At 67.2% G+C, this 23041-nt stretch carries 20 protein-coding genes and 1 tRNA gene; 16 read left to right on the forward strand and 5 right to left on the reverse strand.

Annotated features, from left to right (window positions below; all coding sequences use genetic code 11):
- Positions 1-4: 4 nt before the first annotated feature.
- Positions 5-985 carry a tRNA dihydrouridine(20/20a) synthase DusA gene (dusA, locus tag ACUDCK_RS09280; RefSeq protein ID WP_244976920.1) on the forward strand — a complete coding sequence of 327 codons (981 nt, stop codon included), beginning with the start codon at positions 5-7 and terminating at the stop codon, positions 983-985.
- 108 nt (positions 986-1093) lie between these two features.
- Here dusA and ACUDCK_RS09285 read toward each other — a convergent pair whose 3' ends face one another.
- The gene (locus ACUDCK_RS09285) at positions 1094-1552 is read right to left on the reverse strand and encodes a CBS domain-containing protein (protein ID WP_006387928.1); all 459 of its coding nucleotides are present in this window, start codon (positions 1550-1552) and stop codon (positions 1094-1096) included.
- 31 nt (positions 1553-1583) lie between these two features.
- Positions 1584-2897: a YihY family inner membrane protein gene (locus ACUDCK_RS09290; protein WP_054503896.1), complete on the reverse strand. Its 1314-nt coding sequence runs from the start codon at positions 2895-2897 to the stop codon at positions 1584-1586.
- Positions 2898-2914: 17 nt separating this feature from the next.
- On the opposite strand from ACUDCK_RS09290, the gene ACUDCK_RS09295 reads away from it, so the two are divergent.
- Together ACUDCK_RS09295 and ACUDCK_RS09300 are read left to right on the forward strand one after the other, a co-directional pair.
- The gene (locus ACUDCK_RS09295; RefSeq protein ID WP_054503895.1) at positions 2915-3286 is read left to right on the forward strand and encodes a DUF2069 domain-containing protein; all 372 of its coding nucleotides are present in this window, start codon (positions 2915-2917) and stop codon (positions 3284-3286) included.
- Positions 3283-4770: a protein adenylyltransferase SelO gene (locus ACUDCK_RS09300; protein WP_064523260.1), complete on the forward strand. Its 1488-nt coding sequence runs from the start codon at positions 3283-3285 to the stop codon at positions 4768-4770. The genes ACUDCK_RS09295 and ACUDCK_RS09300 overlap by 4 nt, the downstream gene beginning before the upstream one ends.
- Here the strand turns inward: ACUDCK_RS09300 and ACUDCK_RS09305 are convergent.
- A complete protein-coding gene (locus tag ACUDCK_RS09305) occupies positions 4762-5169 on the reverse strand; it encodes a hypothetical protein (RefSeq protein ID WP_240317403.1) in 408 nt (135 codons plus the stop codon). The genes ACUDCK_RS09300 and ACUDCK_RS09305 overlap by 9 nt on opposite strands.
- Between ACUDCK_RS09305 and ACUDCK_RS09310 the strand changes: the two genes are divergently transcribed.
- Positions 5059-5709: a response regulator transcription factor gene (locus ACUDCK_RS09310; RefSeq protein ID WP_231132862.1), complete on the forward strand. Its 651-nt coding sequence runs from the start codon at positions 5059-5061 to the stop codon at positions 5707-5709. The genes ACUDCK_RS09305 and ACUDCK_RS09310 overlap by 111 nt on opposite strands.
- On the opposite strand, the gene ACUDCK_RS09315 is transcribed toward ACUDCK_RS09310, so the two are convergent.
- A complete protein-coding gene (locus ACUDCK_RS09315) occupies positions 5691-7073 on the reverse strand; it encodes a sensor histidine kinase (protein ID WP_244976914.1) in 1383 nt (460 codons plus the stop codon). The two genes, ACUDCK_RS09310 and ACUDCK_RS09315, sit on opposite strands and share 19 nt — an antisense overlap.
- 164 nt (positions 7074-7237) lie before the next feature.
- A complete protein-coding gene (locus ACUDCK_RS09320) occupies positions 7238-9211 on the reverse strand; it encodes a bifunctional diguanylate cyclase/phosphodiesterase (RefSeq protein ID WP_244976915.1) in 1974 nt (657 codons plus the stop codon).
- 735 nt (positions 9212-9946) lie between these two features.
- Between ACUDCK_RS09320 and ACUDCK_RS09325 the strand changes: the two genes are divergently transcribed.
- From ACUDCK_RS09325 to ACUDCK_RS09380, 12 genes are all read left to right on the forward strand, one after another.
- Entirely contained in the window at positions 9947-11212 is a 1266-nt protein-coding gene (locus tag ACUDCK_RS09325; protein WP_445659304.1) for a putative bifunctional diguanylate cyclase/phosphodiesterase, read from the forward strand.
- Between the two features lie 36 nt (positions 11213-11248).
- Entirely contained in the window at positions 11249-12316 is a 1068-nt protein-coding gene (aroC, locus tag ACUDCK_RS09330) for a chorismate synthase (protein ID WP_054503889.1), read from the forward strand.
- Positions 12317-12358: 42 nt separating this feature from the next.
- Positions 12359-13198 carry a M48 family metallopeptidase gene (locus ACUDCK_RS09335; RefSeq protein WP_054503888.1) on the forward strand — a complete coding sequence of 280 codons (840 nt, stop codon included), beginning with the start codon at positions 12359-12361 and terminating at the stop codon, positions 13196-13198.
- A gap of 197 nt (positions 13199-13395) precedes the next feature.
- Positions 13396-14799 carry a 3-isopropylmalate dehydratase large subunit gene (gene leuC / locus ACUDCK_RS09340; RefSeq protein ID WP_054503887.1) on the forward strand — a complete coding sequence of 468 codons (1404 nt, stop codon included), beginning with the start codon at positions 13396-13398 and terminating at the stop codon, positions 14797-14799.
- A 22-nt stretch (positions 14800-14821) separates the two neighbouring features.
- Positions 14822-15472, forward strand: a complete 651-nt coding sequence (gene leuD / locus ACUDCK_RS09345) for a 3-isopropylmalate dehydratase small subunit (RefSeq protein WP_175167662.1) — start codon at positions 14822-14824, stop codon at positions 15470-15472.
- 37 nt (positions 15473-15509) lie between these two features.
- On the forward strand, positions 15510-16586 hold the full coding sequence (gene leuB, locus ACUDCK_RS09350; RefSeq protein ID WP_175167663.1) for a 3-isopropylmalate dehydrogenase: 1077 nt from the start codon (positions 15510-15512) through the stop codon (positions 16584-16586).
- Between the two features lie 231 nt (positions 16587-16817).
- Entirely contained in the window at positions 16818-17948 is a 1131-nt protein-coding gene (gene asd, locus ACUDCK_RS09355) for an aspartate-semialdehyde dehydrogenase (RefSeq protein ID WP_049075090.1), read from the forward strand.
- Positions 17949-18198: 250 nt separating this feature from the next.
- Complete coding sequence (locus ACUDCK_RS09360; protein ID WP_175167664.1) at positions 18199-19995, forward strand: type IV pilus assembly protein FimV; 1797 nt, start codon at positions 18199-18201, stop codon at positions 19993-19995.
- Positions 19996-19998: 3 nt separating this feature from the next.
- Positions 19999-20820 carry a tRNA pseudouridine(38-40) synthase TruA gene (gene truA, locus ACUDCK_RS09365; RefSeq protein WP_064523274.1) on the forward strand — a complete coding sequence of 274 codons (822 nt, stop codon included), beginning with the start codon at positions 19999-20001 and terminating at the stop codon, positions 20818-20820.
- Between the two features lie 35 nt (positions 20821-20855).
- Complete coding sequence (locus ACUDCK_RS09370) at positions 20856-21950, forward strand: TRAP transporter substrate-binding protein (protein ID WP_064523276.1); 1095 nt, start codon at positions 20856-20858, stop codon at positions 21948-21950.
- A 101-nt stretch (positions 21951-22051) separates the two neighbouring features.
- On the forward strand, positions 22052-22705 hold the full coding sequence (locus ACUDCK_RS09375) for a phosphoribosylanthranilate isomerase (RefSeq protein WP_240317394.1): 654 nt from the start codon (positions 22052-22054) through the stop codon (positions 22703-22705).
- Positions 22706-22879: 174 nt separating this feature from the next.
- Positions 22880-22956 (forward strand) — tRNA-Val (locus ACUDCK_RS09380).
- Positions 22957-23041 lie beyond the last annotated feature (85 nt).

Here is a 23041-nt window from a genome sequence, read left to right on the forward strand (position 1 = left end):
CCCGATGATCGATGTGACCGACCGGCATTGCCGCTATTTCCACCGGCTGCTGGCGCCGCGCGCGCGTCTGTACACCGAAATGATCACCACCGGCGCCTTGCTGTATGGCAACGTCGCGCGTCACCTGGACTTCGACGAGGCCGAGCATCCGGTCGCGTTGCAACTGGGCGGCAGCGAGCCTGACGCCCTGGCGCAGTCGGCCAAGTTGGGGCGGCAATGGGGCTACGATGAAATCAACCTGAACTGCGGCTGTCCTTCGGAACGGGTTCAGAAAGGCGCTTTCGGCGCCTGCCTGATGGCCGAGCCCGCCCTGGTCGCCGACTGCATCAAGGCGATGCAGGATGCGGTCGACATTCCGGTGACGGTCAAGCACCGCCTGGGGCTGGACTATGACGAGTCGTACGCCTTCGTGCGCGATTTCGTCGGCAAGATCTACGACACCGGCTGCCGGGTGTTCATCGCTCATGCGCGCAATGCCGTGCTCAAGGGGCTCTCGCCCAAGGACAATCGCGAGATTCCGCCGCTGCGCTACGACGTGGTGAGCCAGCTCAAGCGGGACTTCCCGGACTGCGTGTTCGTGCTGAACGGCGGGCTGGCCGATGCGGCGCAGTCGGTGCGCGCGGCCGCCGATTTCGACGGCGTGATGCTGGGCCGCGCTGCCTGGCACACGCCCCGGGTGTTGTCCGAAGTATCCCTGCAGTTGTGGCCGTCGGTGCGCCTGCCCAGCGATGCCCAGGTGGTCGACGCGATGATGGAATACGCCGCGCGCCAGGTGGCGCGGGGCGTGCCGCTACGGGTCATGACGCGGCCCATGCTGGGACTGGTGAATGGCCAGTCGGGCGCGCGGCGCTGGCGCCGCATGTTGTCGGATCCAGCGCTGCTGGCCGCGAACGATCCCGCGCTGATCTACGACGCCTGGCGCAGCCAGCGGCATGCGCCGCCGGAACGCGGCGCCGCGCTGGCGGCGGCGCCGGCGGGCGTCTGAACGCGCCTCCCTCCTGAATGCAACAACGCCCAGGCGGCCGCGAGGTCGCCTGGGCGTTGTCCATTGGACGATCGCCGCGGGCCGGCGATGACGCCGCCCGCCGGTGGCTCAGGACTGGGTCGACTCCGCGCTTTCGGCGGGCCAGTCGCGGATGTAGGCCTTGAGCATGTTGTTTTCGAACTGCTGGGCCGCCACGATGGCCTGGGCCATGTCGTAGAACGAAATCACGCCCATCAGCGTGGGGCCGTCCATGACCGGGATGTAGCGCGCGTGCTTTTCGAGCATCAGGCGCTGCACTTCGTCGGCGCTGGTGTTGGGCGATACGCTGACCGGCGCGTCGTCCATGATGGAACGGATGGTGGTTTCGCCCGCGCCGCCATGCGCGTGCATGTGGCGGATGATCTCGCGGAACGTCAGCATGCCGACCAGCGTGCCGAATTCCATGATGACGAGCGAGCCGATATCCTGCTCGCTCATGGTTTGCACGGCCTGGGACACGGGCATGTCCGGCGATGCCGTGTAAAGCGTGTCTCCCTTGACGCGCAGAATCTCGCTGACCTTCAACATCGGTTTCTCCTGGGCGGTGGTGCCCTGATTGCTATTTCTTGTTCGCTTCCAGCTGCAATACCGGGGCGACGCCATTTCCGGTATTTTGCGCTTCTCCGCAGACTTCTTCCAGCACGGGCGCATTTTCCCGGGAAATCACGGCTGCCGCGACCCGCAGGATTTCACCATCGTCGCGCACCCGCGGCTGGCCGCGATCGAGCAGGAAACGGTCCACCACCGGCGCCAGCGAGGTCTCGCGGGCGTCGCAGGTCAGCACCCAGAGATCGTCCGGGGTGCGTGTAACCAGGTTCATGTCACACAGCGTCTCCAGGACATCGTTCAGTTCGTCCTGGTGCAGTTTCAGTTTCGAGGCCAGTTGGCCGGCCGGCAGGCCGGGGGGCGTGCGGGACTGGGCGCGGCGCAACACGCGCAGCACGTCCAGCGCATCGACGAAGGGGGCGCCGGCATAACGGTTGAATTCCCAGCGTCCCAGGCGGATCAGCGGCGCGCTGGCCGCCAGGGTGGCGCCCAGCAGCACCGCCAGCCAGGACAGATAGATCCACAACAGGAAGATCGGCAGCGTGGCGAACGCGCCGTAGATGACGGTATAGGTGGGAAACCGCGTCAGGTAGTAGGCGAAGGCCGACTTCATGACTTCCAGCGCGATCGCCGTGACGCAGCCGCCAATGAGGGCGTCGCGCCACAGCACCTGGCGGTTCGGCACCACCATGAACAGGGCGGCGAAGCCCAGGGCCGTCAGCACCAGCGGAATGAACGAGATGGCCACGCTGACGATTTCCGGCACGTCGCGCACCAGTCCCAGCGATTCGCGCGCCACGAACGAGGTGGCCCAGAGGCTGGCGCCGGCCACCACCGGTCCCAGCGTGATGACGGCCCAGTAGACCAGCGCCCGCTGCGGCAGCGGGCGCTGCCGGGTGACATGCCAGATGTCGTTGAAAGCCGTGTCGATCGTCATGATCAGCAGCAGCGAGGTCACCAGCAGGAACGCGCCGCCAATCGCGGTCAGGCGCGAGGCCTGGCGGGCGAACTGGTTCAGGTACTCCATGATGTTGTCCGAGACGGACGGCGGCATCAGGCTGTTGGCGAGGAAGTCCTCGAGCGCTACCCGGAACTCCTGGAACACCGGGAAGGCCGTGAACAGCGACAGCACCACGGCCAGCATCGGCACGATCGCCAGCACCGTGGTGAAGGTGAGGCTGGAGGCGACCTGCAGCAGCTTTTCCTCGTCGGCGCGCTGCGCGGTGAAGACAAAGGCACGCCCGACCCGCGCCGCCCACGATGCGCGCGGGGGCGGGGACTCGGGGGCCGCCGGCGAGGCGGCGGCAGGCTCGGCGGGGCGGTTCATCAGGCGATAATAGCAGCATGAACCCTGAACTCAACCCCCGCTTGCGCCTGGCGGCCTCGGTGTCGCTGTTCGCCCTGATCGTGCTGTGCGTCACCTGGGAAACGCTGGTGGCGCCGCTGCGCCCGGGCGGTTCCTGGATGCTGCTCAAGGCCTTGCCGCTGGTGCTGCCGCTGCGCGGCGTCGTGCGCGGCAACCTCTATACGTATCAGTGGGCTTCGATGCTGTCGCTGCTCTACCTGATGGAGGGCGTGGTGCGCGCCATGTCGGATCCGGCGCCGCTGTCGGTATTGATGGCGTGGGGCGAGATCCTGCTGTCGACGCTGTTCTTCGTCAGCGCCATTTTCTACGTGCGGCCGGCCAAGCGGGCCGCCAGGAGCCAACGCGCATGAGCGCCCATTCCCTGTCCGAACTGCAAGCCGTCAACTCGTTCGCGGCGCTGCCGGCCGCGTTCTATACGCGGCTGGAACCGCAACCGCTGAACAATCCGCGGCTGCTGCATGCCAATGCCGAGGCCGCCGCGTTGATCGGGCTGGACCCGGCCGCGCTGCGGACGCCGGAATTCCTGCGGGTGTTTTCCGGGGCGCAGCCGCTGCCAGGCGGCGACACCCTGGCGGCGGTCTACAGCGGCCACCAGTTCGGCGTGTGGGCCGGACAGTTGGGCGATGGCCGCGCCCACCTGCTGGGCGAGGTGCGGGGGCCGGCGGGGGCTTGGGAATTGCAGCTCAAGGGCGCCGGCAAGACGCCGTATTCGCGGATGGGCGATGGCCGCGCGGTGCTGCGCTCGTCGGTGCGCGAATACCTCGCCAGCGAAGCGATGCACGGCCTGGGCATTCCGACCACCCGCGCACTGGCGCTGGTGGCCTCGGACGACCCGGTTTGGCGCGAAACCGTGGAAACGGCGGCCATCGTGACGCGCATGTCGCCCAGCTTCGTGCGATTCGGCTCGTTCGAGCACTGGTCTTCGCGCCGTCAGCCGGACCTGCTCAAGACGCTGGCCGACTATGTCATCGACCGCTACTACCCCGAATGCCGTGCCGTGCCCGCCGGCGAGGCGCCAAGCGACACCGCGCCCTACGTGCGCCTGCTGCGCGAGGTCACCCGCCGCACCGCGCTGCTGATGGCGGACTGGCAGGCCGTGGGGTTCTGCCATGGCGTCATGAACACCGACAACATGTCCATCCTGGGGCTGACCCTGGATTACGGCCCTTACGGTTTCATGGACGGCTTCCGGCTTGGCCATGTCTGCAACCATTCCGATTCCGAGGGCCGCTATTCCTGGAACCGCCAGCCGTCCGTGGCGCTGTGGAATCTCTACCGGCTGGGCGGCAGCCTGCATACGCTGGTGCAGGATGTCGACGCCCTGCGCGCGGTGCTGGACGAATTCGAGGGCGTGTTCACGCGCGCGTTTCATGACCGCATGGGCGCCAAGATGGGCCTGGCGGCCTGGCGCCCGGCGGATGAGCCGCTGCTGGACGACCTGCTCAAGCTGATGGACGCCAACCAGGCCGATTTCACGCTGGCCTGGCGGCGGCTGGCGGATGCTGTGTCTGGCAACCGCGCGCCATTCCAGGATCTGTTCATCGACCGCGAGGCGGCCGCGGGCTGGCTCGATCGCCTGCTGGCGCGCCACGCGCAGGACGGACGTCCGGCGACCGAGGTGGCCGAGGCCATGAATCGGGTCAACCCCCTATATGTATTGCGCAATCACCTGGCCGAGGAGGCGATCCGCGCCGCCAAGACGGGCGACGCGGGCGAAATCGAGACGCTGATGACGTTGCTGCGCGAGCCGTTCACGGCCCGCGCTGGCTACGAAAAGTACGCCAGCCTGCCGCCGGACTGGGCCAACGGCATCGAGGTCAGCTGTTCATCCTGATGTTCGCTGCGCGCGCGTATTGATGACAAAGCGGCCATTTTGAGGGCGTAAAACGCAGAAAATTGGCGCATTGAGACGAAAAATCGCGGTTTTTTTCTCTGCAAACATTCGTTTCCATTGTAAAAGTCGTAAGATTGTCGCCTGCGGGACACTCAGGATGGCATGCCTGTCACTGGGGCATTTGTCGACAATTTTCAATATAAAAGCACTCTGAATATGCCTGGCGCAGATGGTTTGCTGTGTATCGGCCTGCTTGAGGATGATGCGGACTTCCGGGAGGAGTTGGCGTTGGGCCTGGGCGGGTACGGTTTCCGTGTGGCGTTCGCCTGTGACAATGCCGCGGCGTTCTACCGTCGCTTGCAGGAGCAACCCTGCGATATCGTCATACTTGACGCCCATCTTCCTGGAGAGGACGGTTTTTCCGTCGCGACGCGCCTGCGCGCGTTGAGTCCGGTGGGGATCGTCATGCTGACGGGCCGCAGCGCGCTCGAGGATCGGGTGCGCGGCCTGGAAGGCGGCGCCGATGTCTACATGACCAAGCCCGTCGACCTGCTGGAGCTCAGTTCCGTCATCCGCAGCCTGGCGCGCCGCATGCGCCTGGCCAAGGCGCCGCGCCCGGCCGACGCCGAGACCCGCGCGGCGGCTGCCGACACCTCCTGGTCGCTGCAGGATGGCGGCTGGATCCTGGTGGCGCCGGACGGCGCATCGCTGCACCTGAGCGCCCAGGAACGGACCTTTCTCATGGCGTTGATGGATGCGGCCGGTTCGGCGGTCAGCCGACAGGCCCTGGCCGAGCTGTTCCTGCCGGACAGCCCGGGCGGGTTCGAGCTGCGGCGTATCGACGTGCTGGTGAGCCGGCTGCGCGCCAAGGCGCAGAGCGCCGGGCTGAAGCTGCCGGTGCTGTCGGTGCGCGGCCAGGGTTACGTGTTCGCGGCCTGAGCCTGCGCATCGGGCTCGGGAGGCCGGGCGGGCAGGGTGATGACGAAACGCGTCCCCACGCCCACTTCGCTGTGCATGACCAGCGAGCCGCCCTGGCTCTGGCAGATGCGTCGCGCCAGATACAGGCCGATGCCCATGCCCTGGGTTTCGCGATGGGCCGCGCGGCGAAAGCGCGGCTCGAAGATGCGGGCCTGTTCCTCCACGCCAATGCCGGGGCCGCGATCGGTCACGGCCACCCAGGCCATCGGCACGCCCTGCGCCTCGGTTTCGCCCGTCTCGATCCGGATCGGCTCACTGGCGGGCGAGTACTTGATGGCGTTGTGGATGAGGTTGCGCACCACCACGCTCGTCAGCGCGCGGTCGCAATAGACGGGCAGCGGCGCGCCGCCGGCCTGCAGCCGCAGCGCGTGGGCGGTATCGGGTTGCATGGCCGCGACGACGTCGCCCGCCAGCTCGGACATGTCGGTCTGCTCGCCGCGCGGAGTCCAGGCCTGTTCGCCGAGCCGGTCCTGGTTCAGCAATTGTTCCATCAGTTCCGTCATGCGGGTCACCGAGCGGTGGATCCGCGCCAGCCGGTTGTCGACGGCTTCACCGCTGCCCGACAGGATCATGTCCAGGGACTGCGCCGCCGCGCTGATGGTGGCTAGCGGGGCGCGCAGTTCGTGGGAGATCAGGGCGTTCATCTGCCGTTGGGCATCCAGCGCGCCCGTCATTTCCACCAGCCGCAATTCGCCCTGGACCAACTGCTGGGCATCGTCCGTTTGCTGGCGGGCGGGATCCGCCTGCGTCCGCCGTTCCAGTCCCGCCAGCAGCAAGGCGGCCAGCGCCAGGAGCAGCCGCGCCAGCGGCATCACCGGCCCGCCGTCCGTGGACCCGGACCAGGCGTCGTGGGCCAGGATCCAGGCCGATGACAGATGTACCGCGCCCAGCGCCAGCGTCGCGGCGCGGCGCGGACAGGGGCGGGCGGCGACGGCCAGAAACCAGGCCGCCAGCACCACGCTGGCGGCGGCTCCGGCGCCGGCGATCAGGGTGGGCATCATGCCGTCATCGGAGTCATAGACGAAGATCAGCGCCAGCGCCGCCAGTCCGGTCAGCCCGATGCAAGTCCAGCGGCAGGCGGTGACCAGGCGCGCGGCGCCCGGCTGGCCCGCAGCGATGAGAGAAACGGACATGGCCAGCAACGCCGCGTACGAGCCCGCCTGCAGCGCGCCCGCCGGGAACAGTGTCGGTTGGGTGCGCAGGATGCCCTCGACCAGCGCGAAGGCCAGGCCGGCGCCGTAGATCGCGGCGCGGGTGTAGAGCCAGGCGATGGCGCTGGCTACGGCGCAGGCCAGCGCGATGCCGGCGGTAAGGCCGATCAGCAAATCGGCAGATGCGTGGCCGGGCGCGTCGGCCAGTGCCGCGCCGGGCCACAAGAGCAGGCCTGCCGGCCATACGGGCCACGCGGAGCGCGCTGCGCGCTGGGCGGCCGCGCGGTCAGCGCGGCATTGGCGCGAGCGCCAAAGGGTGCGAAGAAACAATCCTTCCGTCAACTAGGAACCCATTGTTGGTCAGGCGCGTGGTCGTTCGCGCGGGCGAAGTTTACGACAGCGCCGCGAATCGCGTGGACACCGATTTTCTCAAGCGTGGCGCGGGTGGCGTCGTCGGGAACGTCCTCAGCGTACACCGACATGCCGAGCGAGGCGGCGGTCGCCACGACGGTCGCGGCCAGGTGCTGGCTGCCCGGGCTGTGCAGAATGCCGGTAATGAAGCCGCCACACAGCTTGACGTACGAGAGGGGGTATTCGTGCAGGTGTTCCATCGCGCCGAATTGCCGTGACAGGCGCGACAGGCCGACACGGCCGCCGGCCGCGGTGACGATGCGGCACAGTTGGCGCATTTCGTCGCCCAATTCCACCAGCGCGCCCGCGTCCGTTTCGACGATCAGCCGCGGGGACAGGGCCGGCCGGTCCGCCAGCATGCGTTCCAGCCGCGACAGGAATGCGGCCTGCGCCAGCGAGGCGCGCGATACGTGCACCGTCAGCGCGGCGTCGTGGGTGTAGAGCCAGTCCAGGCCTAGGCGCACGGCCTGGATGTCGCATTCGGCCGATAGGCCCAGGCGCACCGCGGGCGGCATGAAGATCGCGGCCGGCACCGGATCGGCGCCGCGGCTATCGTGCAGCGTCAGGCTCGCTTCGTAATGCAGCACATCCCCGCGCACGTCCGTCAGCGCCTGCACCGTCAACGAGAAGCGGTGCTGTTCCAGGGCCGTGGAGAGCGCATCGTGCCAACTGTATTCGCCGATGCGGGTACTGTCGGGCGCCTGGCTGGCGGGGGCGATCTGGTCATCGTCGGCGCTCTCGGCGCACATCAGGGCGTGATCGAGCCTGGCCAGCGTGTCGCTGACGTTGTCGTCGGGCGTAAAGGCCGCCATCGCCAGCGCCCAGCGGCACCAGCCGTGCTTGTCCATGGGCACGCGCAAGGAGCGCAGTTCATGCCGGACCCGTTCGGCCAGCAGGCCGGCCTGGGGGGCGGACGTGCGCGGCATCAACAGGGCGAAGTCGGAACCGCCGATCCGCGCCAGCGTCATGGCGCCGCCGCCGTTGGCGTCCACCAGCCTGCGCAGCCGGTCGGCGGACGAACGCAGCCACTGGTCTGTGAAGGCGCGCGACAGGTGCCGGTTGATCTGCGCCAGATCGCGTTGCCGGAACATCAGGATGTGGCCGCCGGTATCGGCCGCCTGGCCGGTCAGCGCCTGGCGGAAGTGGTCGATGAAATACTTGCGGTTTGGCAACCGGGTGACGGCGTCGCGCTGGATTTCGCTTTCGAGCGATTCGATGCGGGCGTTCTGTTCCTGCACCGTGGCGGCGGCCTTGCGCTGGGCATCGAGCAGCGCCTCGTCGATGCCGGCGGGCCCGCGCGGTTGCGGGTTATCCGCTTCGCCCCGCGCCAGCGGGCCGGCGCGGCCCAGGCCGTGCCGCCCGGTCTTCGCCTCGAGCCAGCGCATCAGGTTGGCGGCGAACAGTGTCCAGAACACGCCAGCGGCCAGGCTCAGGCCGATGACACGGACGCCGCCTTGCCACAGGGTGTCGCGCGCCGGCCGCGCGTCCGCCTGCACCGTGACCGTGCCCAGGCGCCGGCCATCCGGCCCCAGATAGGGGCGGGTGGCCGCGGGGGCGTCCATGGATAGCCAGGTGTCGCGCCAGTCGCGCGCAGCCCCCGCTTGCCCTTTCTGCGCGGGTTCGCGGCGTTCGGCCTCCGTGTCCCCGTTCTCACCGGAAATGCGCACCAGCGCATACATCCCGGCCCCGAACAGCTCGTCGGCCAACTGACGCTTGTCCTGCACGCCTACCGGGTCGTGCGACAGCGCCCAGGCCAGCGCGCTGGCGCCGGCCTGGCCCTGCTGGGCCAACTGGGTGTTGAGATAACGGTGGGCGGCCAGCATCCCCAGCGCCTGTGCGCCAAGCAGGATGAAGGCAGTCAGGAGAGCGGTGCAGAGGATCAGCCGGCGTAGTGTGGACATGGATTAGAGGTTCCCTTCGTGGCCCGCACCGTTGCCGGTGCCGTGCAATGCCGGCCTGCCAGTGAAAGGGGAGACGTCGGGCAGCGCAAGTGCCCTGACGGGAAAAATGCTGGATAAGAAACGTGACACACGTTACTAATACCTCAGTGTCGCCGCGCACGCTGTAATTCCGTATGTCACAGAACATACAGAATATTACGAAATCAACTGCGATATCAGACAACCTGTGCAATTATTTCGCTCGTGATAATTGCCCGGATGATAACTATTGAGACAGGCCGTATTAATTTTCGGGCTTCGGCTGTCGTAGTAAGGGCACGGCATGGCGCAAAGGACCGGCCAGCGACTGCTATCCAAGGACCGTCATGACCCCCAACGAGCAACCAGATCAGGGCAGGAATCGAAGGAAAGGGAGCGCGTTGCTCCTGAAGTGTGGCGTTTTTTTGCGAAAATAATGCATAATTTAAAAAATGTTACAGCCCTTGGGTTTCTTTCCGGACCACAACGCCAAGGGTTTCTAGATAGGGGGCTCCGTGCGTGAGAGTTACCTGCTCGCACTGTGCCTGACGCTCGTGGGCGCACTTGCAGCGATAAGTTTGTTTTTCGTCCGCCGGGAACGCGTCCTGCGCGGGCGATTGACGCGTGATGAATTGACCGGCGTCCTGAGCCAACGGGAGCTGCATCGCCGCGCGCGCGCGTGGCTGGTCCAGTCGGAGCGGCAGGCTGGCCGGGGGGGTGTTCGGCCCTGGCGGACCGGCGCAGGACCACCAGGAGTCCCTGGGTATCGCGCGCGCCCGTTCGGGCTCGCGCGGCATTGGCGCGTTTTTCCTGGTCAGTTTTGACCAGTACGCCGAGATCAGCGCGATGCTGCGGGCCGGCGAAGACCAGGCCCTGCTGGTGATGGTGGCCGATCGGCTCAGCCTGTTGACCCGCGCGCTGGGCGGCATGGTGGCCCGCACGGGCACCGACACCTTCACCGTGTGCATTCCCGACGTCGATGAGGAGGGCGCGGCCCAGGTCTCGGCCAAGCTGCTCGAGGACCTTTCCGTGCCTTACGAGCTGGGTGGCCGCCCCCTGATCGCGGTGTTCCGCGTGGGGGCGGCGTTGTATCCGGACCACGGTCGCAGTGTCGAGGAATTACAACGTTGCGTGCAGGTGGCCATGGTGCCGCTCAAGGAGCGTGGCGGCCCCGGCTGGAACATGTTCGACTTCCGCATGCTGGCGCGTCAGCGTGACCAGCAGGGTCTGGAGAATGACCTGCGGCTGGCCCTGACGACTGCCTCGATGGACCAATTCGAGTTGTACTACCAGCCTGTCTGCGACAGCGGCACCGGGGTGGTGCAGGGCTGCGAGGCGTTGCTGCGCTGGCATCACCCCGAGCTGGGCAGCGTATCGCCGGCCGTGACCATCGAGCTGGCCGAACGCAGCGGGCTGATCGTGCCCCTGGGCGCCTGGATCCTGGAACGCGCCTGCTCACAGGCGGCGCTGTGGCCGGCGGCGTGGCGCGTGCACGTGAATCTGTCGGTCAAGCAGATGAACGAGGACGGCCTGGTGCAACTGGTCTCCGACGTGCTGGCCGCGACCAAGCTGGCGCCGCGCAAGCTGGTGCTGGAGATCACCGAATCGATCTTCATCCTGCACTACGAGCGCCACGTGAAGATCCTGAACACGCTGAGGGCCAAGGGCATCGGCGTGGCGCTGGACGATTTCGGCTGCGGCTATTCCAGCCTGAACCATCTGCGGCACCTGCCGATCGACTGGGTCAAGATCGACCGCAGCTTCATCTCCGCTCTCGAGTCCGATGCCGGCAGCCGCGAGGTGGTGTCGGCGTTGTTCGGATTGTGCCAGGCGATGCACCTGCCGGTGGTGGCCGAAGGCGTCGAGACCGAAGGGCAGCGCGAGATCCTCAAGTCGCTGGGTTGCCGTGTGATGCAGGGTTTCCTGCTGGGACGTCCCGCGCCCGCCGCGGAAATTCAGGCTTTGGCGTCGGCGGTGTCATAATCGGGGTTGCTTGCAAACCCCACCTGTTGATTTCCTATGCCCGGCAATACCCTCGGTACCCTGTTCACCGTCACGAATTTTGGCGAATCCCACGGGCCGGCGATCGGTTGCGTCATCGATGGCTGCCCGCCCGGATTGCCGCTGGAAGCGGCCGACATCCAGCACGAACTGGACCGCCGCCGCCCCGGCACCTCGCGTCACGTCACCCAGCGCCAGGAAGCCGACCAGGTCGAGATCCTGTCCGGCGTGTTCGAGGGGCTGACCACGGGTACGCCCATCGGGCTGCTGATCCGCAACACCGATGCGCGCAGCAAGGACTATTCCAATATCACCGACACGTTCCGGCCGGGCCACGCCGACTACGCCTACTGGCGCAAGTTCGGCCTGCGCGATCCTCGCGGCGGCGGCCGTTCGTCCGCGCGGCTGACCGCGCCGACGGTGGCCGCGGGCGCCGTGGCCAAGAAGTGGCTGGCCGAGCAATACGGCGTGAAAGTGCGCGGCTACATGAGCCAACTGGGCCCGATCCCGATTCCCTTCGTCTCTTGGGACGAGGTGCCGAACAATCCCTTCTACGCGCCCAACGCCGACATCGTGCCGGAGCTCGAGGCCTACATGGACCAGTTGCGCCGCGACGGCGATTCGGTCGGCGCGCGTATCGAGGTGGTGGCCGAGAACCTGCCGGCCGGCTGGGGCGAGCCCATCTATGACCGCCTGGATGCCGACATCGCGCACGTGATGATGGGCCTGAATGCCGTCAAGGGCGTGTCGATCGGCGCCGGTTTCGACTGCATCGCGCAGCGCGGTTCCGAGCATGGCGACGAGATCACCCCCGACGGCTTCGTCACCAACCACGCCGGCGGCGTGCTGGGCGGCATATCGACGGGCCAGCCGGTGACGGTGTCGCTGGCCATCAAGCCCACGTCCAGCATCCGGGTCGAGCGCCGTTCCGTGAACCGCGCCAACGAGCCGGTGATGGTGCAGACGCTCGGTCGCCACGACCCCTGCGTCGGCATTCGCGCCACGCCAATCGCCGAGGCCATGCTGGCCCTGGTGCTGATCGACCACGCCCTGCGCCACCGCGGCCAGTGCGGCGATCAGGGTTGAGGCCTGCGCGCGTCCCGTTGTTCCTGACTGTTGGAGGCTGACATGAGCCGTAATCGCTATCCGTTGCGCCGCTTGGCGGCGGCGCTGTTCCTGGCTGCCCTGGCGGGCTGCACCGGGATGAACACCACCCAGTCGGGCGCCATCGGCGTCAACCGGACGCAGTACATGTCCAGCATGGTGCCGTCTCAGGCGCTGGAGCAGGAAGCGAACCAGCAGTACGCCGACATCCTCAAGCAGGCGCAGGCCAAGAACCTGCTGGATCGCGACGCTCAGCAGGTGGCGCGGGTGCGAGCGATCTCGCAGCGCCTGATCGCGCAGACCGGCGTTTTCCGCCCCGACGCGTCCGGCTGGAAATGGGAAGTGCACGTCCTGACCAGCGACGAGATCAACGCGTGGTGCATGCCGGGCGGCAAGATCGCCGTTTACACCGGCCTGATCAACAAGATCAAGCCGACGGATGATGAGCTGGCCGCGGTGCTGGGCCACGAGATTTCTCACGCGCTGCGCGAGCACGCGCGCGAGCGCGTCTCGCAGCAGATGGCCACCAACCTCGGGTTGCAGGTGTTGTCGATCGCTACCGGATCGAGCGCCGCCTCGGATCTGGGCGGCAAGCTCAGCGACGTGATGTTCACGTTGCCCAACAGCCGCACCCACGAAACCGAAGCCGACCGCATGGGCGTGGAACTGGCCGCTCGGGCCGGCTTTGATCCGCGCGCCGCAGTCACGCTGTGGCAGAAGATGGGGGCCGCGGACAACGGCAGCGCACCGCCCGAGATCCTCTCGACCCACCCGTCGGCCGCCTCGCGTATCACCGACCTGCAGGCGGCGGCGCAACAGGTGCTGCCGCTGTACGAGCAATCCAAGGGCCGCGCGTCGCGCTAGGCATTGGTTGCGCCCCGGGCGGCGTCCTGCCGTCTCGGGGACTCACCATGGTATTGTCAGTACTAGTATATTCGGTGTGATTGTACTAGGTTCAGAGGCTGGGCATAATGCCTCACATGCCGCAGCGGCCGGCGTGGATGCGAGGGATTCGCTCCATGCGAGGCACGAGCCGGATTGTCTATTTGCTGAGCGCATCCATGGCCCAAACCCTTTACGACAAACTCTGGGACGCCCACATCGTCCACCAGGAATCAGACGGCACCTGTCTGCTCTATATCGACCGCCACCTGCTGCACGAAGTGACCAGCCCGCAGGCGTTCGAGGGCCTGGCCATGGCCGGGCGCAAGCCGTGGCGCAACGGCGCCAACCTGGCGGTGGCCGACCACAACGTGCCCACGATGAACCGCGCCCAGGGCATCGACGATCCGATCTCGCGCCTGCAGGTCGACACGCTCGACGCCAACTGCGACAAGTACGGCATCACCGAATTCCGCATGAACGACCTGCGCCAGGGCATCGTCCACGTCATCGGGCCGGAGCAGGGCGCCACCCTGCCGGGCATGACCGTGGTCTGTGGCGACTCGCACACCAGCACGCACGGCGCGCTGGGCGCGCTGGCGTTCGGCATCGGCACCTCCGAAGTCGAACACGTGCTGGCCACGCAGACGCTGCTCATGAAGAAAGCCAAGAGCATGCTGATCAAGGTCGAAGGCGAGCTGCCGTTCGGCTGTACGGCCAAGGACGTCGTCCTGCACATCATCGGCATCATCGGCACCGCCGGCGGCACCGGCCACGCCATCGAGTTCGCCGGCAGCACCATCCGCGCGCTGTCGGTGGAAGGCCGCATGACGGTCTGCAACATGGCCATCGAAGCCGGCGCCCGCTCCGGCATGGTCGCCGTCGACGACAAGACCATCGAATACTTCCGCGGCCGTCCGTTCGCGCCGTCGGGCGTGCTGTGGGATCACGCCGTGGCCTACTGGCGCACGCTGCACACCGACGAAGGCGCCAGGTTCGACACCGTGGTCAACGTCAACGCCCGCGACATCAAGCCGCAGGTCACCTGGGGCACCTCGCCCGAAATGGTGCTGCCGGTCGATTCGCGCGTGCCGGACCCCGACCGCGAAAAAGACGACGTGCGCCGCAGCGGCATGGAGCGCGCGCTGGAATACATGGGCCTCAAGCCCAACACGCCGCTGACCGACATCCGCGTGGACCGCGTATTCATCGGCTCCTGCACCAACTCGCGCATCGAGGACCTGCGCGCCGCCGCCGTCGTGGCGCGCGGCAAGCGCGTGGCCTCCAACGTGCGCCAGGCCATGGTGGTGCCGGGCTCCGGCCTGGTCAAGCAGCAGGCCGAACGCGAAGGCCTGGACAAGATCTTCATCGAGGCGGGCTTCGAATGGCGCGAGCCGGGCTGCTCGATGTGCCTGGCCATGAACGCCGACCGGCTCGAGCCGGGCGAGCGCTGCGCCTCGACCTCGAACCGCAACTTCGAAGGCCGCCAGGGCCAGGGTGGCCGCACCCACCTGGTCAGCCCGGCGATGGCCGCCGCCGCCGCCGTGGCCGGCCATTTCGTCGACGTCCGCACGTTCCGTTAAGCGCCCACCGAGTACCGACATCATGCAAGCATTCACCACTCACGAAGGCCTGGTGGCTCCGCTCGACCGCGAAAACGTCGACACGGACCTCATCATCCCCAAGCAGTTCCTCAAGTCCATCAAGCGCACCGGCTTCGGCCCGAACCTGTTCGATGAGCTGCGCTACCTGGACCACGGCGAGCCGGGCATGGACAACAGCAAGCGTCCGCTCAACCCCGATTTCGTGCTGAACCAGCAGCGCTACCAGGGCGCCTCGGTGCTGCTGGCGCGCAAGAACTTCGGCTGCGGCTCGAGCCGCGAGCACGCGCCCTGGGCGCTGACGCAGTTCGGCTTTCGCGCCATCATCGCGCCGTCGTACGCCGACATCTTCTTCAACAACAGCTTCAAGAACGGCCTGCTGCCGATCGCGCTGTCCGAGCTCGAAGTGGCGCGCCTGTTCGACGAAGTGAAGGCCTTCCCGGGCTACAAGCTCAACATCGACCTGGATCGCCAGGTGGTGGTGGCGGCCGACGGCCGCGCCATGAAGTTCGACATCGAGCCGTTCCGCAAGTACTGCCTGCTGAACGGTTTCGACGACATCGGCCTGACCCTGCGCCATTCGGACAAGATCCGCGCCTTCGAGGCCGAGCGCCTGGCCCGTCATCCCTGGCTGGAAAGCCGTCCGATCGCCTGATCCGACTCATCCCATCGACCATAGGATCGTTTTTTCCATGACTCACAACATCGCAGTCCTGCCGGGCGACGGCATCGGCCCCGAAATCGTCGAGCAGGCCGTGCGCGTCCTGAAGGCGCTGGACGTGCCGTTCGACATCAAGCAGGCCGCCGTCGGCGGCGCGGCGTTCGACGAGTTCGAGCACCCGCTGCCCCCGGCCACGCTGAAGCTGGCCCAGGAGTCGCACGCCGTGCTGTTCGGCGCCGTCGGCGACTGGAAGTACGACAGCCTGCCGCGCGAATTCCGCCCCGAGCAGGCCATCCTGGGCCTGCGCAAGGCGCTCGGCCTGTTCGCCAACCTGCGTCCCGCCATCCTGTATCCCGAGCTGGCCAGCGCTTCGTCGCTCAAGCCCGAGATCGTGTCCGGCCTGGACATCCTGATCATCCGCGAACTGACCGGCGACATCTATTTCGGCACGCCGCGCGGCGTGCGCTCGTCGCCGGATGGCGCCTTCAGCGGCGAACGCGAAGGCTACGACACGATGCGCTACGCTGAATCGGAAGTGCGCCGCATCGCCCGCATCGGCTTCGAATCCGCCAGGAAGCGCAACAAGAAGCTGTGCAGCGTGGACAAGGCCAACGTGCTCGAGACCTCGCAGTTCTGGCGCGACATCGTCATCGAAGTGGCGCGCGAGTATCCGGACGTCGAGCTGTCGCACATGTACGTCGACAACGCCGCCATGCAACTGGTGCGCAACCCGCGCCAGTTCGACGTGATCGTCACCGGCAACCTGTTCGGCGACATCCTGTCGGACGAGGCAGCCATGCTGACCGGCTCCATCGGCATGCTGCCGTCGGCCTCGCTGAATGCCGGCGGCCAGGGCCTGTACGAGCCCAGCCATGGCTCGGCCCCGGACATCGCCGGGCAGGGCATCGCCAATCCGCTGGCGACCATCCTGTCGGCCGCCATGCTGCTGCGCTACTCGCTGAACCTGGCGCCGCAGGCCGACCGTATCGAAGCCGCCGTGCGCCGCGTGCTGGCCGATGGCCTGCGCACCGCCGACATCTTCGAACCCGGCACCACCAAAGTCAGCACCTCGGGCATGGGCGACGCCGTCCTCAAAGCCCTGGCCTGATGCCTGCAAGGGACGCGCCCTTGCGGCGCGGTCCCGATTCCAGGGGCCGCCCGCGGGGCGGCCCTTTTTTCATGCCGGTGTTGCCGCCGCGCCGCGAAAGCGGGTTGGCTTTCATTGTGGCCCCGTTTTTTCAAGCTGCGCCGCAACATCCCTGCGTGCATTCTGATAAATTGTTGGATTCCTGCACGTTTTTTCACCACACCTTGTCCCCACCTTTAAAGAGCGATTGAAATGAATCAAGCAGTAGGCCTTGTCGGCTGGCGCGGTATGGTCGGCTCGGTGCTCATGCAACGCATGCGCGACGAGAACGACTTCGCACTGATCGAACCGGTGTTTTTCTCCACCAGCAACGCTGGCGGCGCCGCCCCCACTTGGGCGACTGGCGCGGGCCCGCTGCAAGACGCCTACAACATCGACGCTCTGAAAAAACTGCCGATCATCGTGACGGCGCAAGGCGGCGACTACACCTCCGAGGTCTACCCGAAGCTGCGCGGCGCGGGCTGGAATGGCATCTGGATCGACGCCGCCAGCACGCTGCGCATGGCCGATGACGCCATCATCGTGCTGGACCCGGTCAACCGTCCCGTGATCGACGCGGCGCTCAAGCGCGGCGTGCGCAACTTCATCGGCGGCAATTGCACGGTCAGTTGCATGCTGATGGGCCTGGCCGGCCTGTTCAACAACGACCTGGTCGAGTGGATGACCACCATGACCTACCAGGCCGCCTCCGGCGGCGGCGCGCAGCACATGCGCGAGCTGCTGACCCAGTTCGGCGAGCTGAACCACGCCGTCAAGCCGCTGCTGGACGATCCGGCCTCGGCCATCCTGGAAATCGACCGCGGCATCCTGGCCAAGCAGAAGGACGCGGCGCTGCCCCACGAGCACTTCGGCGTGCCGCTGGGCGGCAGCCTGATCCCGTGGATCGACAAGGACCTGGGCAACGGCATGTCCAAGGAAGAGTGGAAGGGCGAGGTCGAGACCAACAAGATCCTCGGCCGCGGCGCCGCCTTCGGCACCGCCGCCACCCCGATCGACGGCCTGTGCGTGCGCATCGGCGCGATGCGCTGCCACAGCCAGGCGCTGACCATCAAGCTCAAGCGCGACCTGCCGCTGGACGAGATCGAAGCGCTGATCGCCCAAGGCACGCAGTGGGCCAAGGTGATCCCCAACACCAAGGAAGAAACCATCCGCGAGCTGACCCCGGTCGCGGTCACGGGCACGCTGGACATTCCGGTGGGCCGCCTGCGCAAGATGTCGATGGGCCCGCAATACCTGAGCGCCTTCACCGTCGGCGACCAGTTGCTATGGGGCGCCGCCGAGCCGCTGCGCCGCATGCTGCGCATCGCGCTGGCCGAAGCCTGAGGCCTGGCGGGCGGCGCATGCCGTCCTGCCCCGTAGGCCGCTTCGACAAAGGCACCCGCGGGTGCCTTTGTCGTTTGCAGCGTATCGGACCGGGCGCCAATGTGCCCGCCAGCCAACGCCGATGCGCCTTTCAGGTTTGTGAAACGCGCTCGATCCATTACACTTTTCCGGTGAATTGAGGCTTGTTCTCACGTAATGGCGACGAACAGGTCCCGCCCGAAAATCGACGATAAGAACGGAATTCCAGCTTATGACCCAGCGTTCGCGCCAAGTGAAGCATGCCCGCCGTTTGAAGGCCCTCCAGTGGGCGATCGCGCTGGCGATCGGCGCGGGCGCTTGCAGTCCGGCGTTGGCGATGCGGGTGGGGCATTCGCGGGTGGTGTCGGCGCCGGGCACGCCGTTGCAGGCGCTGGTCGGGCTGCAGGAACTGACGCCCGACGAGGTGTCGTCGCTGCGGGTGTCGGTGGCCGACGAGGCCGCCTGGCAACGCGCCGGCCTGAAGCCACCGGCGCCGCTGGCCAGTCTGGTGGTGCGGGTCGAGGATGGCCTGGACCCGACCCGCAAGAACCTGCGGGTGCGGTCGACGCAGGCGCCGGCCGGCGGCGCGGTCGACCTGCTGCTCGACATCAGTTCCAGTTCGGGCCAGCGGCAGGTGCAGGTCAGCATCCTGGTGCCGCTGCGCGGCGCGGGCGCCGACGTCACGCCGGCCGCCGTGGGCACGCCGGGCCGGGCGGGTGGCGCGGCGGGGGCGGTCAACGTCAAGTCGGGCGATACGCTGTTCGCCATCGCCCAGCGCAATGCGGTGCCGAACGCCTCGATCTACCAGATGCTGGTGGCGCTGTGGCGCGCCAATCCCGACGCCTTCATCCAGAACAACATGAATCTGGTGCGCGCGGGTCAGAAACTGGTGATCCCCGATGCGGCCACGGTCCGCGCGGTGGATCCGGCCGAAGCGCGCCGCATCTTCAATGAACATGCCGAGGCGTTCGCCCGCTACCGCGCGCGCATCGGCGCGGCGGCCGGCGCCAATCCGTCGGTGGTCAAGGGGCAGGACGCGGCGTCCGGCACGGTGACCAAGCCCGGCGACACCGGCGTGGCGAGCGCCTCGCCGCCGCAGGACCGGGTGCGCCTGTCCTCGGGCCAGGCGCAGGATGGCGCGGCGGCGCAGGCCGATGCGCGGGCGGATCAGCGCACGTCCAACCAGCGCGCCATGGCGGATGCCGAGGGGCGCGTGAATCAGTTGCAGAGCAACGTCGATGAATTGAACAAGGCCGTGGGCGGGCAGGGCGCGTCCGGGTCGGGCGGCGGCGCCTCTGGCGCTGCCGGGGCCACGGGCGCCACGGGGGCGACCGGCGCTGCCGGGGCCACGGGCGCGGCCGGAGCGGCTGGCGCTGCGGGGGCCTCGGGAGCAACGGGCGCATCGGGCGCCGCTGGAGCGACTGGCACGCCGGGCGCGACGGGTGCCGCTGGTGCGCCGGGGGCGACAGGCGCAAGCGGCGCCGCAGGTGCTCCTGGTCCGGCCGGCGCAAGCGGAACAGCAGGCGCTTCGGGCGCGACCAGCACGACAGGGACTTCGGGCGCATCGGGCGCGACAGGCGCCGCAGGGGCGGCCGGCGCCACGGGAATCGCGGGGGCCGCTGGCGCAACCGGCGCCACGGGCGCGGCAGGCACGCCTGGCGCCTCGGGTGCTCCAGGCGCCGCCGGTACCCCCGGCGCGTCGACGGCCACCGCGCAACAAGACAAGGCGGCCGCGGATGCGGCGGCCAGCAACACCAAGGATAAGGATTTGACTTCTTCCATGCCGGCCTGGCTGGCCGACAATCTTCTCGTTATCGTCACCGCCGTCCTGGCGCTGATCGCCTTCGCCATCGCCTGGGTGCTGCGGCGCGCGGGTGCGCGGCGCGGCGACGATGACGAGGAAACCTACGCCTACAACGAGCCGGCGCTGGATACGGCGGCGTTGAACCGCAAGCTCGATTCCATCAGCCTCGACCTGGATGAGCCGCCCACGGACGAACCGCGCCCGGTCAGCGGTCCTCGGGTTTGAACGATGTCTAGAGTTGCATTGGGGCTGGCATACGACGGCTCCGCCTGGCAGGGTTGGCAGACCCAGCCGCACCGGCAGACGGTGCAGGACACATTGGAAGCCGCGTTGGCGCAGTTCTGCGGCGTGGCGGAGGCGGTACCCACCATTTGCGCCGGTCGCACCGATACGGGCGTGCATGGCGCGATGCAGGTGGTTCATCTGGACACGCTCCTGCAGCGCCGCATGGAGTCGTGGGTACGTGGCGTCAACGCGTTCCTGCCGCCGACCATTTCCGTACAATGGGCCAAGGCGGTGTCGGACGATTTTCACGCTCGCTTCTCCGCCCGTGCCCGCACCTACGTCTACCTGCTCTGGCGCGGGCGCGTGCGTCCGGCGCTGTGGGCCGGCCGCGCCGGCTGGTGCCACCACCCGCTCGATGTCGAGGCGATGCGCGCGGCCGCCGGCGCCTTGCTGGGCGAGCACGATTTTTCCAGTTTCCGTTCGTCGCAGTGCCAGGCCAAGCATCCGGTGCGCGTGATGCACCGGCTCGATATCGAAGAACGCGGACCGTTCCTGGTGTTCACGCTGCGCGCCAACGCGTTCCTGCATCACATGGTGCGCAACATCATGGGCGCGCTGCTGCAGATCGGCCAGGGCCGCGAGTCGGTGGACTGGATGGCGCAGTTGCTGTCGTGGCGCGACCGCCGGCGCGGCGCGCCCACTTTTTCCCCCGATGGCCTGTATCTGTCGGCCATCGAGTATCCGGACGAATTCGGCCTGGATGACCTGGACGGCGGGGCTGTGCTGCTGGCGCCCTTCACGCAGGCGCCGGGCAGCGCGTCCTAGCCGGACGCCGCGGGCGCCCACAGGAGGACTGTCTCATGCAACGCCGTGCGTTTTTGAAGCGAACCGCCCTGGGGGCCGCGAGCGGCGTGGTGATTGCCGCGCCCGTCTACGCGCAGGAAGCGCCTGCCGTCTCGTGGCGGCTGGCCTCCAGCTTTCCGAACGAATCACCGACCCTGTTCGCTGGCGCCGAGGACGTGGCGCGTTACGTCAGCGACGTCACCGATGGCAAGTTCCGCATCGAGATTTTCCCGGCCGGCGACCTGGTCGACGCCGGCCAGGTGCTGGACGCGGTCCAGCATCGCATCGTCGACTGCGGCCACACCGCGTCGACGCGCTTTTTCGACACCGATCCTGCGCTGTGCTTCGATGCCGGCGTGCCGTTCGGCCTGAACACCCGGCAGATGAATGCCTGGATGCTCCAGGGCGAAGGGCTGGCGTTGACGCGGGTACTGTTCGACAAATACGGCATCCTGAACTTTCCCTGCGGATTCACCGGCGCGCAGATGGGAGGCTGGTTCCGGGGCGAGGTCAAGACGCTGGACGACCTGCGCGGCCTGAAGATCAAGGCAGGCGGCTTTGCCCGCCAGGTGCTGGCCCGCATGGGCGCCGAGCCCGTCGACCTGCCCATCGCGGAGACTTACGCGGCGCTGGAGCAGGGCGGCGTCGACGCCGTGGCCTGGATCGGTCCGCACGACGACGAGAGCCTGGCGCTCTACAAGGTCGCTCGGAACTACTATTTTCCCGGCTGGTGGGCGGGCACGTTGCAGTTGTCGCTCTACGTGAACCAGACCGCGCATGACGAGCTGCCCAAGGCCTACCAGGCGGCGCTCGGGTTGGCCTCGCAGATGGCCAGCGCCAACATGATCGCCAAGTACGATGCCGGCAACCCCGATGCGCTGCGCCGATTGGTGCAGCGCGGCGCGCAGCTCAAGGCCTTTCCCAAACCGATGCTGCAGGCCGCGCATGAGGCCGCGCTCAAGCTCTATCAGGAATTGAGCGCCAAGGACCCCATGTTCAAGAAGCTGTACGAGAGCATGACCGCCTTTCGTGACAAGGACATTCCCTGGTTTCGCGTGGCCGAGGGCGGATTCGATTCGCTCATGGCCAACCTGGCGCAGCCGGGAGGGTAAGGCCCGGCGGGTTGCCTTGACCCGGCAGGCGTCGGGGCGCGGGCCGGCTCGCCTTATACTGACCGCATCCGTCGCGCTGGGCGACGCAAGCGATGAACTCCATGCGCACACGCATCAAGATCTGCGGCCTGACCCGCGAAGAAGACATCGACGCTGCCGTCTCAGCCGGCGTCGATGCGATCGGTTTCGTCTTCTATCCCAAGAGCAAGCGCTATGTCACGCCGACCCGCGCCGCGCAACTGCGCCGCGCCGTGCCGGCCTTCGTCGACGTGGTGGCGCTGTTCGTGAATCCCGATCCGGCCGATGTGCAGGCCGTGCTGGACGAGGCCGGTCCGGAACTGCTGCAGTTCCACGGCGATGAGACGCCGCAGGAGTGCGCCCGCTATGGCCGCCGCTATATGCGCGCGTTTCGCGCGGGCGCGCCGGGCCTGGCGACGCCCGAGGACCTGGCCTCCTATTGCCGCGCCTATGGCGAAGCGGCCGGCTGGTTGTTCGACAGCTACAGCGCGGGTTATGGCGGCAGCGGCCATGGCTTTGACTACAGCCTGCTCGCCGACGTGAAGGCCGATTCCGTGTCCCGTCCGCTCATCCTGTCCGGGGGGCTGAACCCCGACAACGTCGCCGCCGCGGTGCAATCCGTGCGGCCGTGGGCGGTCGATGTGAGCAGTGGCGTCGAAGTCGAGCAAGGAATAAAAAGTTCTGATAGAATCTCGTTCTTCGTTGCTGCGGTGCATGCCGCAGACGCGAAGAGATAGGAAGTTTGTAGTGCTGGCGGGTGCGTGGAAATGCGTTTTCGAGCCCGGCCGATGCGTTTGAAGATAATGCGAGTGAACGCTCGCGACGCTTATGAAACGCAATAAAAACAGCAAAAAATCTGAAAAGACGATTTGCAGAGTTTAAAAAAGCACTATATAATTCTTCTTCTTTGCAGGCGGTTAGCTCAGCTGGTTAGAGCGCCACGTTGACATCGTGGAGGTCGTTGGTTCGATTCCAATACCGCCTACCAAATTCCTGCAAAGTGAGTGCGTGATAGAGCTAGTCATGCACCACCTGAAAAGCCGCGATAGTCTGAGACTTTCGCGGCTTTTTGC

This window comes from Achromobacter sp. CF-sbj1-Ac2-l, from assembly GCF_052698165.1.

Coding starts and splice junctions, on each gene's coding strand:
- ACUDCK_RS09295 (WP_054503895.1), top strand. CDS start 2,915: ATGAACCCTGAACTCAACCCCCGCTTGCGCCTGGCGGCCTCGGTGTCG.
- dusA (WP_244976920.1), top strand. CDS start 5: ATGATCGATGTGACCGACCGGCATTGCCGCTATTTCCACCGGCTGCTG.
- ACUDCK_RS09360 (WP_175167664.1), top strand. CDS start 18,199: ATGACCCAGCGTTCGCGCCAAGTGAAGCATGCCCGCCGTTTGAAGGCC.
- leuD (WP_175167662.1), top strand. CDS start 14,822: ATGCAAGCATTCACCACTCACGAAGGCCTGGTGGCTCCGCTCGACCGC.
- ACUDCK_RS09290 (WP_054503896.1), bottom strand. CDS start 2,897: ATGAACCGCCCCGCCGAGCCTGCCGCCGCCTCGCCGGCGGCCCCCGAG.
- leuC (WP_054503887.1), top strand. CDS start 13,396: ATGGCCCAAACCCTTTACGACAAACTCTGGGACGCCCACATCGTCCAC.
- asd (WP_049075090.1), top strand. CDS start 16,818: ATGAATCAAGCAGTAGGCCTTGTCGGCTGGCGCGGTATGGTCGGCTCG.
- ACUDCK_RS09285 (WP_006387928.1), bottom strand. CDS start 1,552: ATGTTGAAGGTCAGCGAGATTCTGCGCGTCAAGGGAGACACGCTTTAC.
- ACUDCK_RS09375 (WP_240317394.1), top strand. CDS start 22,052: ATGCGCACACGCATCAAGATCTGCGGCCTGACCCGCGAAGAAGACATC.
- truA (WP_064523274.1), top strand. CDS start 19,999: ATGTCTAGAGTTGCATTGGGGCTGGCATACGACGGCTCCGCCTGGCAG.
- ACUDCK_RS09335 (WP_054503888.1), top strand. CDS start 12,359: ATGAGCCGTAATCGCTATCCGTTGCGCCGCTTGGCGGCGGCGCTGTTC.
- ACUDCK_RS09320 (WP_244976915.1), bottom strand. CDS start 9,211: ATGTCCACACTACGCCGGCTGATCCTCTGCACCGCTCTCCTGACTGCC.
- leuB (WP_175167663.1), top strand. CDS start 15,510: ATGACTCACAACATCGCAGTCCTGCCGGGCGACGGCATCGGCCCCGAA.
- aroC (WP_054503889.1), top strand. CDS start 11,249: ATGCCCGGCAATACCCTCGGTACCCTGTTCACCGTCACGAATTTTGGC.
- ACUDCK_RS09305 (WP_240317403.1), bottom strand. CDS start 5,169: ATGGGCGTCAAGTATGACGATATCGCAGGGTTGCTCCTGCAAGCGACG.
- ACUDCK_RS09370 (WP_064523276.1), top strand. CDS start 20,856: ATGCAACGCCGTGCGTTTTTGAAGCGAACCGCCCTGGGGGCCGCGAGC.
- ACUDCK_RS09300 (WP_064523260.1), top strand. CDS start 3,283: ATGAGCGCCCATTCCCTGTCCGAACTGCAAGCCGTCAACTCGTTCGCG.